15 protein-coding genes are annotated in these 14,901 nt (G+C 64.2%); 1 reads left to right on the top strand and 14 read right to left on the bottom strand.

Annotation, left to right across the window (positions count from 1 at the left end; translation table 11 throughout):
* Position 1 precedes the first annotated feature (1 nt).
* The 6 genes from D8W71_RS16475 to D8W71_RS16450 form a co-directional block, all read right to left on the bottom strand.
* Positions 2 to 1,303: a dihydroorotase gene (locus D8W71_RS16475; protein WP_121114830.1), complete on the bottom strand. Its 1,302-nt coding sequence runs from the start codon at positions 1,301 to 1,303 to the stop codon at positions 2 to 4.
* On the bottom strand, positions 1,300 to 2,247 hold the full coding sequence (locus tag D8W71_RS16470; protein ID WP_121114828.1) for an aspartate carbamoyltransferase catalytic subunit: 948 nt from the start codon (positions 2,245 to 2,247) through the stop codon (positions 1,300 to 1,302). Before D8W71_RS16470 ends, D8W71_RS16475 begins: the two co-directional genes overlap by 4 nt.
* Positions 2,244 to 2,837: a bifunctional pyr operon transcriptional regulator/uracil phosphoribosyltransferase PyrR gene (pyrR, locus tag D8W71_RS16465; RefSeq protein WP_121114826.1), complete on the bottom strand. Its 594-nt coding sequence runs from the start codon at positions 2,835 to 2,837 to the stop codon at positions 2,244 to 2,246. Before pyrR ends, D8W71_RS16470 begins: the two co-directional genes overlap by 4 nt.
* Before the next feature lie 131 nt (positions 2,838 to 2,968).
* Positions 2,969 to 3,517, bottom strand: coding sequence for a transcription antitermination factor NusB (gene nusB / locus D8W71_RS16460; protein WP_121114824.1), 549 nt, complete (start codon positions 3,515 to 3,517; stop codon positions 2,969 to 2,971).
* Position 3,518: 1 nt separating this feature from the next.
* Positions 3,519 to 4,082 carry an elongation factor P gene (gene efp, locus D8W71_RS16455; protein ID WP_121114822.1) on the bottom strand — a complete coding sequence of 188 codons (564 nt, stop codon included), beginning with the start codon at positions 4,080 to 4,082 and terminating at the stop codon, positions 3,519 to 3,521.
* A gap of 47 nt (positions 4,083 to 4,129) precedes the next feature.
* Positions 4,130 to 5,233, bottom strand: coding sequence for a M24 family metallopeptidase (locus D8W71_RS16450; RefSeq protein ID WP_121114820.1), 1,104 nt, complete (start codon positions 5,231 to 5,233; stop codon positions 4,130 to 4,132).
* A 71-nt stretch (positions 5,234 to 5,304) separates the two neighbouring features.
* Between D8W71_RS16450 and D8W71_RS16445 the strand changes: the two genes are divergently transcribed.
* A complete protein-coding gene (locus D8W71_RS16445) occupies positions 5,305 to 5,958 on the top strand; it encodes a B-4DMT family transporter (protein WP_121114818.1) in 654 nt (217 codons plus the stop codon).
* A 119-nt stretch (positions 5,959 to 6,077) separates the two neighbouring features.
* Here D8W71_RS16445 and aroB read toward each other — a convergent pair whose 3' ends face one another.
* The 8 genes from aroB to alaS form a co-directional block, all read right to left on the bottom strand.
* Positions 6,078 to 7,190, bottom strand: coding sequence for a 3-dehydroquinate synthase (aroB, locus tag D8W71_RS16440; RefSeq protein WP_121114816.1), 1,113 nt, complete (start codon positions 7,188 to 7,190; stop codon positions 6,078 to 6,080).
* Between the two features lie 9 nt (positions 7,191 to 7,199).
* Positions 7,200 to 7,736 (bottom strand): shikimate kinase, encoded by a 537-nt coding sequence (locus D8W71_RS16435; RefSeq protein ID WP_121114814.1) that lies wholly within the window; start codon positions 7,734 to 7,736, stop codon positions 7,200 to 7,202.
* A complete protein-coding gene (aroC, locus tag D8W71_RS16430; protein ID WP_121114812.1) occupies positions 7,733 to 8,920 on the bottom strand; it encodes a chorismate synthase in 1,188 nt (395 codons plus the stop codon). Before aroC ends, D8W71_RS16435 begins: the two co-directional genes overlap by 4 nt.
* 12 nt (positions 8,921 to 8,932) lie before the next feature.
* The gene (locus D8W71_RS16425) at positions 8,933 to 9,358 is read right to left on the bottom strand and encodes a prepilin peptidase (protein ID WP_201265106.1); all 426 of its coding nucleotides are present in this window, start codon (positions 9,356 to 9,358) and stop codon (positions 8,933 to 8,935) included.
* Between the two features lie 125 nt (positions 9,359 to 9,483).
* The gene (locus D8W71_RS16420; protein WP_121114808.1) at positions 9,484 to 10,293 is read right to left on the bottom strand and encodes a shikimate dehydrogenase; all 810 of its coding nucleotides are present in this window, start codon (positions 10,291 to 10,293) and stop codon (positions 9,484 to 9,486) included.
* Positions 10,294 to 10,296: 3 nt separating this feature from the next.
* Positions 10,297 to 11,607 carry an endolytic transglycosylase MltG gene (locus tag D8W71_RS16415; RefSeq protein ID WP_121114806.1) on the bottom strand — a complete coding sequence of 437 codons (1,311 nt, stop codon included), beginning with the start codon at positions 11,605 to 11,607 and terminating at the stop codon, positions 10,297 to 10,299.
* A complete protein-coding gene (gene ruvX / locus D8W71_RS16410) occupies positions 11,604 to 12,179 on the bottom strand; it encodes a Holliday junction resolvase RuvX (protein ID WP_121114804.1) in 576 nt (191 codons plus the stop codon). Before ruvX ends, D8W71_RS16415 begins: the two co-directional genes overlap by 4 nt.
* Before the next feature lie 2 nt (positions 12,180 to 12,181).
* Positions 12,182 to 14,851: an alanine--tRNA ligase gene (gene alaS, locus D8W71_RS16405; protein WP_121114802.1), complete on the bottom strand. Its 2,670-nt coding sequence runs from the start codon at positions 14,849 to 14,851 to the stop codon at positions 12,182 to 12,184.
* Positions 14,852 to 14,901: the final 50 nt, after the last annotated feature.

The raw sequence follows: 14,901 nt of genomic DNA, 5'->3' as shown, positions 1-14,901 counted from the left end.
TCTACTCACCGACCTTTGATCGGACCACTCCGTCGCGCGCGGTGATGCGTCCTCGCAGCAAGGTCGTGGTGACCTTCGCGGAGAAGGTCATGGACTCGAACGGTGTGTTGTCCGAGATACTGGCCAGTCCCTTACCCGTGACGGTCCACGGCGCATTCGCGTCGACGAGAGCGAGGTTCGCGGTTTCTCCGATCTCGATCGGGCGACCTTGATCGGGCAGTCCGACGATCTGCGCGGGACGCTCACTCATCACCCGGGCAACACCGCGCCAATCCAGCAGTCCTGGCTCGACCATCGTCTGCGCGACGATCGCCAGCGCCGTCTCCAGTCCGAGCATTCCCGGCTTCGCCTGCGAGAACTCGCAGCACTTGTCCTGCTCTGCGTGCGGAGCATGATCGGTGGCCACACAGTCCACCGTGCCGTCCGCTAGACCTCGGCGGAGCGCGTCGACATCGGATGCTTCTCGCAGCGGCGGGTTGACCTTGTTGATCGCGTCGTACGTCTCGAGTCGCGAATCATCCAGCAACAGGTGGTGCGGCGTGACCTCGGCGGTGATGGAAATGCCCTGGCCGTGAGCCCATTTCAGCAATTCGACGGTACCTGCTGTCGAGGCGTGGCAGATATGAACCCGCGCCCCTGCGTCACGGGCGAGCAGCGCGTCGCGGGCGACGATGGACTCCTCGGCTGCACGCGGCCATCCTGTGAGTCCGAGGCGAGCTGCCGTCGCACCCTCGTGTGCGACCGCACCGACCGTGAGTCGCGGTTCCTCGGCATGTTGCGCGATCAACACTCCCAACGAGCTCGAATATTCGAGTGCGCGGCGCATGATCAGCGGGTCGTCGACGCATTTGCCGTCGTCCGAGAACATCCGGACCTTGCCGACTCCGGCCGCCATTGTCGCCATCTCGGCGAGCTGTTTTCCGCCCAGCCCGACGGTGATTGCTCCGACGGGATGGACATCGACCAGGCCGACTTCCTGACCCCGTCGCCATACGTGGTCGGTGATGACCACCGAGTCCGCAACCGGCTGCGTGTTCGCCATGGCGAATACCGCTGTGTAACCGCCGAGTGCTGCAGCAGCGGAGCCGGTTTCGATGGTTTCCGTGTCCTCCCGGCCAGGTTCGCGAAGATGCGTGTGCATGTCGACGAATCCGGGGAGCAGAATCTGTCCGTTCGCTTCGACAACTTCGGCGTCACCCGCATCGATGTCGGATCCGATGGCCGAGATCTGACTGCCGACGACGAGGACGTCGGTGGCGGGCTCCTCGCCGTAGAGAAGAACTCCCTTCAGGAGAACGCTCACTGCGCACCCCCGTCCGAACCGACGAGCAATCGGAACAGAACCGCCATGCGCACGTGTACTCCGTTCGTAACCTGTTGCAGTACTGCAGTTCTGGGTGAATCAGCTACCGAGGATGCGATTTCCATCCCGCGGAGCATGGGACCTGGGTGCAGCACGACGGCGTGTTCGGGAAGCAGATCCATCCGCTTCTGCGACAAGCCGTACGTGATCGAGTACTCCTTCGCGGACGGGAAGAACCCGCCGTTCATTCGCTCGGCCTGGACCCGCAGCATCAACACCGCGTCGAGCGCGGGAAGCTCGGCATCGATGTTGTGCGACACCCGAACCGGCCAGGTCGACACGCCGACCGGCAGCAAGGTCGGTGGTGCGATCAGCACGACCTCGGCTCCCAACTTCGCCAGCAGAATCGCGTTGGATCGAGCAACCCGACTGTGCAGAATATCGCCGACGATGGCGACGCGCTTGCCTGCGATGGATCCGAGCCGCTGACGTAGCGTCAACGCGTCCAGCAGCGCCTGGGTTGGATGTTCGTGAGTTCCGTCGCCTGCGTTGATCACCGCAGGACCACCCGAGTCGCCCTGACCTGCAGTCCACTGCGCAATCTGGTGGGCGGCGCCCGACGCTGGGTGCCGGACGATGAGTGCATCGGCACCTGCCGCACGAAGCGTCATCGCGGTGTCCCGCAGCGACTCGCCCTTGGACACCGAGGAACTGCTCGCGCTGACGTTGATGACGTCCGCACTCATCCACTTTCCTGCGACCTCGAACGAGACTCGCGTACGAGTCGAATTCTCGAAGAAGACCGTCATCACTGTCCGGCCGCGCAGAGTGGGCAGCTTCTTGACCTCACGGCCCAGCAGCGCCTGTTCGAACCGATCGGCCTCGTCGAGCAGTTCGGTCGCGGAGTCGAGCGTCAGGTCGGCAACCGAGAGAAGATGCTTCATTTCGCCTCCCGCGTCGCGGACAGACTGACGCCGTCGTGACCGTCGTGTTCGACAAGTTGCACCGCCACGTCCTCGGTGCGCGCCGTCGGAACGTTCTTCCCGACGTAGTCGGCGCGCAGCGGTAGCTCGCGGTGTCCGCGGTCGATGAGCACAGCCAGTTGGACTGCCCGTGGCCTACCGAGGTCGCGGAGGGCGTCGAGAGCCGACCGCACCGTGCGACCGGAGAAGAGCACATCGTCGACGAGTACGACCAGGGCGTCGTCTACCCCGCCGGACGGAACCGATGTGCGCTCGAGCGGACGGTGCGGCTTACCCCGGAGGTCGTCGCGATAGAGCGTGATGTCCAGCGAGCCGACCGGCGGCCGAATTCCGGAGAATGTCTCGATGCGCTCGGCGAGGCGCTCGGCCAGAGACGTCCCACGCGTGGGAATCCCCAACAGCACGACCCGCGGGGCGTCAGCGGAGTCGAGGGCCGTCTTCTCGATGATTTGATGAGCCATCCGCGCGATGGTCCGGCCTACGTCGGCGGCGGACAGCAACTCGCGGGAGGAGCCCGATGAAGGGTCAGCGGGCACAGCGGGCGCAGGCAAACTACGACCTCCTTCTCCGCCTCTCTGGACGGATCGTTAAAGGATGTCTGACAGTGTCACAGCCTAGCAACGACGCTCCCCGAACGCGTCATTCGGGGAGCGTCACGTGAGCCGCATTACTTCTGTTCGGCTTACTTTTCTTCGGCTCCGGTGGCCGCGTGTGGATCCACCTCGGACTCGGCACCGCGAGAGGAGACTGCAGCGGCCGCCGCCCGAACTTGCGGTGCAACCAACACGATCTGCCCGAGAACCCCGTTGACGAACGAAGGCGAATCGTCGGTGGAGAGCTGCTTCGCGAGTTCGACGGCCTCGTCCACCGCGACTACGGGCGGAACGTCCGTTGCGTGGAACAGCTCCCACACGGCGACGCGCAGAATCGCACGATCGACTGCAGGCAGTCGATTCAACGTCCAGTCGTTGAGGTGATCGGAAATCACACTGTCGAGCCGATCCAAGTTCTCCGCTACTCCCCCGACGAGTGTCTCGGTGTATTCGCTGACCGGCGCGATCGAGTCGTCGCCACGTGCGAGCTCGATACGCTCCCTCGTGAGATTCACCGGGTCTGCGTCGCGGGCTTCGGCTTCGAACAGAAAGTCCACTGCCCGTTTGCGCGCCTTGTGACGCGCACCGAGCTTCTTCACAGGCTCGGTGTCGCGCGCCGAACTCTTTTTCGACGCCACGTCAGGAGTTCACACGGCCGAGGTAGTTGCCGTCGCGCGAGTCGATCTTCAACTTGTCGCCGGTGTTGATGAACAGCGGCACCGAAACCTCGGCGTCGGTTTCGAGGGTGGCGGGCTTGGTGCCACCGGTCGAACGGTCGCCCTGCAGGCCCGGGTCGGTGTGCTTGACGACGAGTTCGACCGTGACCGGCAGCTCGACGTACAGCGGGGAACCTTCGTGGGTAGCGACCTGAACCTGCGCGTTCTCGAGCATGAACCGCGCACTGTCGCCCACGATTGCCTCGCTGATCGAGATCTGGTCGTAGGTGTCGCCGTCCATGAATACGAAATCGCTACCGTCGTGGTAGAGGTAGGTCATGTCGCGGCGGTCGACGACAGCCGTCTCGACCTTGACGCCGGCGTTGAACGTCTTGTCGACCACCTTGCCCGAGAGCACGTTCTTGAGCTTGGTACGCACGAATGCGGGTCCCTTGCCCGGCTTGACGTGCTGAAACTCGATGATCGACCACAGCTGATTCTCGATGCTGAGGACGAGACCGTTCTTGAAATCGCTGGTGGAAGCCACAGGCTTGTCCGTCTCCTCTTGTTCTCGTGTGCAGGAACCGCCGTGCGTCACACGAGAGTAAGTTCCTTGGTGGTCATGGTCAGCAGCTCAGGACCGCCGTCGCGAACGATGAGCGTGTCTTCGATGCGAACACCTCCGCGTCCCGAGAAGTACACACCCGGCTCGACGGTCACAGCTGCGCCGCTAGGCAGTGTACCGGTGCTGGTCTTCGCGATTCCCGGCGCTTCGTGGATTTCGAGCCCGACGCCATGTCCGAGGCCGTGTAGGAAGAATTCGCCGTAGCCCGCGTCGTCGATCACCGAACGCGAGGCCGCATCCACGGCGGCAGCGTCCACGCCAGGCGTCAACGCTTCGCGTCCGGCGGTTTGCGAGCGCTTCACCAGCTCGTACAGGTCCTTCTGCCAGTCCTGTGGATTGCCGATCACCACGGTCCGAGTCATATCCGAGTGATAGCCACCGACGAGCGCACCGAAGTCGAACTTCACGAAATCGCCGTCGGTCAGCACGGCCGCGGTCGGACGATGATGCGGAACCGCCGAATTGGCTCCCGCGGCGACGATCGTCTCGAACGAGATCCCGTCGGCTCCGTGTTCGACCATCAGCGCTTCCAGCTCGCGAGCTACCTCGATCTCGGTCCGTCCGGATGAGATGCGGCCCCCGTCGACGAGCACCGCGAACGCCTCGTCGGCAGCACGGCACGCGTCCCGAAGCAATCCGACCTCGTGCTCGTCTTTCACGATCCGCAAATCTTCGACGAGCCCTGGGCTTCGGACGAGGTCGAGATCGGAGCCGATCGTCGTCCACGCCAGATGCTGATCCACCGTCACCACATGCGATTCGAAGCCGACTCGACCGGATCGCGCGGTCGGCAGAGCCGAGAGCAGATAGGTCGCCGACGACCGGTCGATCACGGCACGCAGGTCGGGTACCTGCTCGGCGATCTGAGTCACGTACCTACCGTCGGTGCATACGACAGTGCTGTCTTCACGACCGGGAGCGTCGTGCGCCGACACGAGCAGTGCGGCGTTCGAACCGGTGAAACCGGTCAGGTAGCGGATGTTGAGCAGGTCCGTCACGAGCAAGGATTCGAGGTCGTTCGCCTCCATGCTGCGACGGAGGGCGGCGCGGCGGCCACTGTGATCTACAGGCATCCTTACAACGTACCGAGGCGGGTTATGTGGGGTCGACCACATGTCGCCGCGCGTATGGCTAGGCTGTGCCCATGACAGGGTGGGTGGTACGCGGAATCGGCATGTGTCTGATCAACGTGGGGGTGAGGATTCTTCTCGGCGTTGCTGTGACTCAGTGGCCGCTGCACGGATCTCAGCTTCGATGGCTGGGGATCGCGGCAGTGCTGCTGGCAGTCGTCGTGTGGGCGGGGCTCGACGGCATACGAGATCGTCGCAAGAATCCAGATCCGGACTATGGCGAGGATCTGACGATGGTGTGGCTCAAGGCCGCAGTTCTAGGAGGTCTTGCGGCAGGGGTGGTGACCTGGTTGGTTCAGCTGGTCGTGGACTTCAGTGTCGGCCAGAATACTTTGTTCTTCGAGCTGACGTCCGGTGCGGCGTTCACGATTCTGCTGATCTTCATTCCGGCGACGATCTCGGTGTTCCTCGGACGGCTCCTCGCCGGCCGAGAAGCCAAGAAGAAGCTCGAAGCATCCGATGCCGAACGCGACAGGGAGCGGCACGACCGTCATCTCGTCGGTGCCGGCTCGTCGTCGCAGTCCACGTCGTCGCAGTCGACGTCGACGCCCCAGCGTGAACAGCAGCAATGGTCGGGCGACAACGCCGACACCGAGGTGTTCTCGGCGGTCGACCCCAACGCGGACGCACCGGTGGATACGAGCAAGAAGCACCGCGACAATACGTAACCGAAGCTATGTGAATCGCATACCGACCAAGAATGCACGGAGCCTGCGGATCGTCCGCAGGCTCCGTGCATTCTGCGCTGTCATGACTCGAGCTGTGACGGCGGCTGTGTCGTCGGCGACTAGAGCAGAATTCCAGTGCCCGAGTTCCCGGTGTTCTCCTTGGCAATAGCCGAGTAAGCGGCTACCAGCAGTGACGGGTCGGGGCCTTCGAGACGCCCCGGCTTGGCCAGCCCGTCGAGTACGACGAACCGCAGCATTCCAGCGCGGTTCTTCTTGTCGGTCTGCATGCCCTTCAGCAGATCGCCGAACGCGTCTGCGTCGTATCCGGTCGGCAGACCGACTGCTTCGAGCACGGTGCGGTGCCGATCAGCCGTCGCGTCGTCCAATCGTCCGGCCAATCTGCCGAGCTCGGCCGCGTATACGAGCCCAACGGCCACGGCAGCACCGTGACGCCACCGGTACCGCTCGCGACGTTCGATGGCGTGTCCGAGAGTATGACCGTAGTTGAGGATCTCCCGCAGGTTCGATTCCTTGAGATCCGCCGCAACGACGCGCGCCTTGACCTCGATCGAACGTCGAATCAGTTCGGGGAGAACAGTTCCGGCGGGATCGAGCGCAGCCTCGGGATCCGCCTCGATCAGATCGAGAATCACCGGATCTGCGATGAAACCGGTTTTGATGATCTCGGCAAGGCCTGCGACGATCTCGTTACGCGGAACGGTCTCCAGCGTCGCCAGGTCGACCAGAACAGCAGCCGGTTCGTGGAACGATCCGACCAGGTTCTTACCGGCCTCGGTGTTGATGCCGGTCTTGCCACCGACTGCTGCGTCCACCATCGCCAACAAGGTGGTGGGGACGTGCACGATCTTGATGCCACGCATCCAGGTCGCGGCCACGAAGCCTGCGAGATCGGTGGCGGCACCTCCGCCGAGGCTCACCACTGCGTCTGATCGGGTCATACCGATTCGGCCCAGAACTTCCCAGCAGAAGCCGGCCACAGCCAGTTCCTTGCCGTCCTCCGCGTCGGGTATCTCGATCCTGTGGGCGTCGATTCCCTTCGCCGCCAGCGCCTCTCGCACCGCTTCTGCGGTGTCGGCCAGCGGCGGCTGATGGAAGATCGCGACGGTCGCAACCCCAGCGAGTTCGTCGACCAGATCTGTCAGCAGTCCCCTGCCGATGATCACTGGATACGGCGCAGCTGTCTCGACCATGACTCGCACCGGTTCGGTCATCGGTTCACCTCATCCATTGGAGCTCCCTGTCTTGTGATGATGTTGCTCGAGTTTCGCGACGACCTGTCCGACCACACGAGCTGGACTCCGCCCATCGGTCCGCACTCGAATCGTGGCGACCGATCGATACAGCGGACGGCGAGTGCGCATCAGATTCTGATACTTCTTGCGTGCATCCGGGCCGGCCAGAAGCGGACGGGCCGAGTTGGCGCCCGTTCTTCTCAGCCCTTCGGCGACACTGATCTCCAGGTACACCACGGGAAGGGGTGCAAGAAGCGCCCGGGTTGTCTCCGAGAGAATCGAACCTCCGCCGAGCGAGAGGACACCGGTGTGTGCAGCGATCGCGTCCGCGACTACCTGCTCCTCGATAGCACGGAAGGCCGGTTCGCCGTCTTGGCCGAAGATTTCGGCGATGGTGCGGCCCGTGGTGCGTTCGATCGCGACGTCGGTGTCGTACAACTCGAGCTTCAGAGCTGCCGCCACCCGGCGACCGATGGTGGACTTGCCGGCTCCAGGCGGGCCCACCAACACCGCGTACGGTGTCATCGCGGCGGTCGGGCGGCGGTGCCCTTCACATAGTGATCGACGTTGCTGACTGTCTCCGCCAGCGAGTCGCCGCCGAACTTCTCCAGAGCAGCTTGCGCGACGACGAGCGCGACCATCGTTTCGGCCACGACTCCAGCGGCGGGAACAGCGCAGACATCGGACCGCTGGTGGATGGCAACGGCTTCCTCGCCGGTGGTCATGTCCACCGTCGCGAGCGCACGGGGCACCGTCGAGATCGGTTTCATGGCCGCGCGCACCCTGAGCGCCTCACCATTGGTCATTCCGCCTTCGATACCGCCTGCGCGATTGGTCGATCGCAGAATCCCGTCGGGGCCGGGTGTGATCTCGTCGTGCGCAGCACTTCCACGTCGCCGGGCGGTCTCGAAACCGTCCCCTACCTCGACACCCTTGATGGCTTGAATCCCCATGAGAGCGGCAGCAAGTCGCGAGTCCAGTTTGCGCTCGCCGCTGACGAAAGAACCGAGTCCGACCGGCAGACCGTGCACTACTACCTCGACGACGCCACCGAGGGTGTCACCGTCGCGCTTGGCCGATTCGATTTCGGCGATCATGGATTCCTCGGCCGCCTTGTCGAACGCACGCACCGGGCTGGCGTCGATGGCCTCCAAATCGTCGCCTGAGGGCGGCGGGCCGACGTAAGGATCGGATGCGCCGATCGAGATGACGTGGGACACCACATCGACACCGAACGCTTGCTTCAAGAAGCGGCGCGCAACCGTACCGATGGCGACACGGGCCGCAGTCTCGCGTGCGCTCGCGCGCTCGAGTACCGGGCGCGCATCGTCGAATCCGTACTTGAGCATTCCGGAGTAGTCGGCATGCCCCGGGCGTGGGCGCGTCAACGGAGTGTTGCGCGCAAGATCGGACAGAACGCTCTGGTCGATGGGATCGGCCGACATGACCTGCTCCCACTTGGGCCACTCGGTGTTGCCTACTTCGATGGCAATCGGGCCTCCGAGCGTCCGTCCGTGCCGAACGCCGCCCGTGATGGTGACCTTGTCCGCTTCGAACTTCATCCGCGCGCCTCGGCCGTAGCCGAGTCGTCGACGAGCCAGTTCGGAAGCAATGTCCTCGGAGGTCACCTCGACACCCGCGACCATTCCTTCGAGGATGGACACGAGGGCAGGGCCGTGGGATTCTCCGGCAGTTATCCAGCGCAGCACATCGTCATCTTTTCACGTCGGGAAGGCCGCCAGTGCCATCAGGGTCGCGGAGCACATCGACGGCCCATGCGGGACCGTCGAACCACCGCGACCGAGGGCTGCGAGCACGACTCCCACTGCGCCTGTGAGCAGCGGGGCGAGCACCGCCGCCAGTACCCAGCCATCGACGCCGGCCAAAGATGCGACGCCACCGAGCGCGAACGACAGCTTTACGTCTCCCGCGCCGAATGCCGCGGGCAGCGCGATGTGCACGACGAGATAGCAGAGGAACAACGTGGCGCCTCCCGCCAATACGGGCACGACGACGTCGCCTACCACTGCGTAGAGGACCACCGCCACGGCGCCTACGCCGGTGAGGGTATTCGGTAGTCGGCGCGAGGAGATATCGATCCACCCGAGTAGGCAGCACCATCCCAGGAAGACCACGTAACAGATCACACGGTGCACACTGGTGCATCGGAGGCGACCGAACCCGGTACATCTCCTGGTTGCGGATCAGCCTGTGGATAACCGCGGCTCTGTGGACAACTACGGCTCAGGGGACTGAAAAAGCCACTTCTGGCTCAGACCGATGCGAGTGCAGCTCGCATCTCCGCTTTCGGGGCCGGGCGTCCCGTGAACTGCTCCACCTGGCCGTATGCCTGATTCAGAAGCATTGCGAGGCCGGAGACGACGGTTCCGTCGGCCTCCGACACCGCATCCGCCAACGGCGTCGGCCAAGGATCGTAGATCGCATCCAGGACGAACGGCGCAGATGCCAGGGCCCGCGCGTACGGAGCGGCACCCGACGCAGGAACCGTACTGACCAGAACGGCCGACGATCCGGCGACCTCGGTCAGCGACGGCGAGTCGAGAAGTAAGAACGTGGCCTCGAGGCCAGCGGCTTCGGCGCAGGCCAGGGTGTCACGCGCACGCCCGAGGGATCGACCGACGATCGTGACCGACCGTGCACCCAGGCCCGCGAGGGCGATAACCGCCGGTCTCGACGTTCCGCCCGCACCCACTACCGTCACCGCGGCACCGGAAAGATCCGTGACGCCGCCTTCGGCCAAGGCCCCGTGCACGCCGTCGACGTCGGTGCAGTCGGCACGCCATCCGTCGTCGGTGCGGACCAGCGTATTCGCCGAGCCCGCAAGCTGCGCCCGTTCGGTGCGGTGGGCGGCGAAGTCGAGCGCAGCAACCTTGCCGGGCATCGTCACCGAGAGACCGACCCAGTCCGGACCAAGGCTCCGGGCCAGCGCTGGAAGCTGCTCACCGGTGCACTCGATTCGTTCGTAGGTCCAGTCGGTCAAACCCAGTGCCGAATAGGCAGCGCGGTGTAGGACAGGGGATTTGGAATGGGCGATCGGACTACCCAGTACGGCTGCGTGCACCGGTCAGCGACCACTCTCGAGGAATCCATCCTCGACTCGCCCGATGTTGGCGAGGTGCTCGTTGTAGTCACGAGTGAACAGAGTCTCACCCGCTTGGTTGATGGTGACGAAGTAGAGCCAGTCGCCATCGGCGGGCGCCTCGACCGCTTCCACGGCACCGACGCTGGGAGAGGCGATCGGGGTTGCAGGCAACCCCTCCATTGCGTAGGTGTTCCACGGAGTGACCGCCGCGCGGTCGGCATCGGTGGTGGCCACTTCGGTCGTGTCGAGCGAGTAGTTGACGGTCGAGTCGAACTCGAGCTTTTGCGGTTCGGCGAGCCTGTTGACGATCACTCGTGCAACCTTGCTGAAATCGGCCGGGAGAGATTCACGTTCGACGAGCGAGGCGGCCACCAAGGTTTGATACGGATCGAGACCCGAATTGGCTCCCGCGGTCAGAATGCCTGTGCTCTCGTAGGTCGCGGCGCTGTCGGCCACCAACTGTCTCAGGATGTCCCCGGCCGTCGCGGTCGGGTCGATGTCCCAGCTTCCTGCCGCGATGAGCCCTTCGAGCTGTCGGTCTCGATCCGGCACGCCGCGGACCTGTTCGATCGCCCAGTCCGGAACCCCGAGGTCCGACGGATCACCAACTCCCCCAGCTGCATTGAAGTCGTCGTACGAGATGCACGTCGGAGTGCCGCTTCCGGAGATGTCGATGCAACTGGCTTCCGACAGAAGCGTGTAGATGCCCTTCTTGACTGCGTCCGTATTTACGTCGCGGGCATCGTGCAGCTGACGACCCTCGGAGATCACGACGCTTCCGACGCGCGCACCAGGTTCGACGAGAGCTGTGACAGCCTGCGCTGCCGGAACGTTGCTCGGCAGCAGGTAGTAACCCGGTTGCACCGAGGCAATTGCGGAGTTTGCGATCGCGGCTTCCAAGAACGCGCCGGAACTGGCCACCACGCCCTTGTCCGCTGCTTCGACGCCGATTTGCTGCGCGGTGTCGCCGGGATTGACGCGCACGACCACCGAATCACCCGCGGCTCCGGCCGCGAAATCGTCCGGAGCGGCTGGGCCACCGGTGAATTTGTCGTACACGAAGTACCCACCTCCCGCGATGGCCAGAACCACCACGAGGCCGAGAACGAGGCCGACGAACCGTCCCCTCTTCTTCCGAGTGCTCGCTACACGCTGCCTACGCGAGTGCGCCCGGCTTCGCCCGACCTCCTGTGGTTCGGAACGGTGAACGGCACGATGGAACTCGCTGCCCTCATCGGTCCGGTATCCGATCGGATCGGTGTGTGCCTCGTCCTCGTATTGCCTGTTGTTCACTCGCCGACCTCCGGGATGCGACATTGCTCTTCCGACGGGGTGGAATCTGTGCTCTCGGGAGCATTCAGTCGCGCAGATCGTTCATCCAACCACGCTTGCAGAATGGCGACCGCTGCTGCTTGGTCGATGACCGCCCGCTGAGACTTTCCGCGCACTCCGCTGTCTCGAAGCGCACGCGTCGCGCTCACGGTAGTCAGTCGTTCGTCCGCCATCCGAATCGGGACGCCCGAGACGTGTCTGCCGAGGGCGCGTGCGAATCCTTCGGCAGCCTTGACGGCGGAGCCGCTCTCGCCGCGCAGGGTTCGAGGCAACCCGATCACTATCTCCACGGCCTCGTACTCGGCAACGATCGATGCGACGCGGAGGACGTCCTCGGCAGCGCCGCCCTTGGCCTTGGAGCGCGCGACCGTCTCCACTGGAGTTGCCAGTACTCCCCCCGGGTCGCTCGATGCGACACCGATGCGGACGCTACCGACGTCGATGCCGATACGACGACCCGAGCCCGGGTCGTCGGCGCCAGGTCGATCCGGGACACGGACACGGGGCGGCGGTCTGTCTACGAACTCGTCCACGGTCAGGACGCTGCGGCGTCGGCGATGCGGTCACGCACTGCGACGATCCCCTGCGCGATGCCCTCGGGGTTCGAGCCCGATCCCTGAGCAGAGTCACCCTTACCGCCGCCTCGACCACCGATCGCCGGACCGAAACTGGACACGAGTTCACCCGCGCGCACCCCTGCATCCTGCGCTGCTTTGTTGGCCGAGACCACGAAAGGAACCTTGCCGTCGACCGACCCGAACAGCACGACCACAGCAGGCTCCGAGCCCAACCGCCCGCGGACATCGGACGCGAGTGTCCGCAGATCGTTTCCGCCGACGCCGTCAGGAGCCTGGGCGATGACCGCGCGAACACTTCCGATCCGTTCGGCGGCGGCCGCGAGTGAGCCGGCGGACGCCAGAACCGACGCAGCCTTGACTTTCTCCAGCTCTTTCTCTGCCACGCGGAGCTTCTCGACCAAGGTTTCGATGCGGGCAGGAACTTCGTCGGTCGGAACCTTCAACGACGAGGCGACGCCGGCAAGCAAGGCTCGCTCCTTCGCCAGGTAGCGATAGGAATCCAGTCCCACAAACGCTTCGACGCGCCGCACTCCCGAGCCGACGGACGACTCCCCCAGCAGTGTGACCGGACCGATCTGGGAGGAGTGTTGAACGTGAGTGCCACCGCACAACTCCATCGAGAACGGCCCACCGATTTCGACGACTCGGACTTCGTCCCCGTAGTTCTCGCCGAACAGTGCCATCGCGCCCATAGCTTTTGCACTGTCGAGGTCGGTGACCGAGGTGTTGACGGCGAAATCCGCACCGATCGCGTCGTTCGCCACAGCTTCGATGTCCTCGCGCTGCGACTCGGACAATCCGCCCTGCCACGAAAAATCGAAGCGAAGGTATCCGGGCTTGTTGAGTGAACCAGCCTGTGTCGCATCGGGACCCAGAACCTGACGCAGAGCCGCGTGCACCATGTGCGTTCCGGAGTGACCCTGCGTGGCTCCCTTTCGCCAGCTCGGATCGACGTCGACTCGCACGACGTCACCTTCGGTGATCTGCCCCGTTTCGACGGTGACCTTGTGAGTCCAGACCTTCTTGGCGATCTTCTGGACGTCGTTCACCTTGACCTGCAGACCTGACGCGCTGATGGTCCCGATGTCGGCGATCTGGCCGCCCGATTCCGCGTACAGCGGACTCCTGTCGAGGATGACCTCGACGGACTCACCGGCAGTAGCCGTCGGGACCCGGACGCCGCCGGAGATCAACGCGAGAACAGTCGCTTCGGAGGACAACTCGTCGAATCCGGTGAACTCCGTGGCACCTCGGTCGACGAAGTCCTTGTAGACCGACAGGTCGGTGTGCGCGTGCTTGCGGGCACGGGCGTCGTCCTTGGCGCGCTGACGCTGCTCGGCCATCAGCGAGCGGAAGCCTTCTTCGTCGACCGCGAGGCCAGCTTCGGAGGCCATTTCGAGCGTCAGATCGATCGGGAATCCGTACGTGTCGTGCAGCGCGAACGCCTCGGGCCCGCCGATCGTCTTCTTACCCGCAGATTTCACGGTCTCGGCGGCCGTGTCGAACAACTTGGAACCCGACGTCAGTGTCTTGAGGAACGCGGTCTCCTCGCCGACGGACACATTGAGGATGCGATCGAACCCGGTAACCAGGTCGGGGTACGACTCGGCCATGGTGTCGCGCACAACGGTGATGAGCTGTGCCATCGTCTGATCAGGGGCACCGAGCAACCGGGCTGATCGAACGATGCGGCGCAGCAGGCGTCGCAGTACGTAACCGCGACCGTCGTTGCCGGGGTTGATGCCGTCCGAAATCAGCAGCGCCGCGGTACGGGCGTGGTCCGCAATGACCCGAAAACGTACGTCGTCGGCGTGGTTCGATCCGTACTTGCGGCCGCTCAGTTCCTCGGCCTTAGCGATGACCGGTCGAACCAGGTCGGTCTCGTAGACGTTGTCGACGCCCTGCAGGAGGAATGCGACGCGCTCGACGCCCATGCCGGTGTCGATGTTCTGCTTCGGCAGCGGGCCGAGAATCTCGAAGTCGTCCTTGCTGATTCCCTGCCCGCGCTCGTTCTGCATGAACACGAGGTTCCAAATCTCGATGTAGCGGTCCTCGTCCGCTTCGGGTCCGCCGTCGATGCCGTACTCGGGTCCGCGGTCGTAGTAGATCTCCGAGCACGGCCCACACGGTCCTGGGATTCCCATCGACCAGTAGTTGTCGGCCATGCCGCGGCGCTGGATCCGCTCGTCCGGAATGCCTGCGAGTTCCTTCCACAGCGCGATGGCCTCGTCGTCGTCGAGATACGCGGTGACCCAGATTCGCTCGGGATCGAATCCGTAGCCCCCCTCGTCGACACTGTTGGTGAGCAAGGCCCACGCGTGCCGAATGGCGTCGCGCTTGAAGTAATCGCCGAACGAGAAGTTTCCGGCCATCTGAAAGAACGTGTTGTGGCGGGTCGTGATGCCGACGTTCTCGATATCGAGCGTCCGAACGCATTTTTGGACACTGGTAGCCGTGGAATACGGAGGCGTCTGCTGCCCGAGGAAGAATGGAACGAACTGCACCATGCCCGCATTGACGAACAACAGGTTCGGGTCGTCGAGCACCAACGAGGCGCTGGGCACTTCGGTGTGCCCGGCCTTCACGAAGTGGTCGAGGAAACGCCTGCGAATGTCATGGGTTTGCACTGGTACAGGTTAACGCGCGTCGGCGCGGTCCCGTGCAGTCCCCGCGACCT

The organism is Rhodococcus sp. P1Y (genome assembly GCF_003641205.1).
GTDB lineage: Bacteria > Actinomycetota > Actinomycetes > Mycobacteriales > Mycobacteriaceae > Rhodococcoides.
This window is presented reverse-complemented; position numbering and strand designations above follow the sequence as displayed.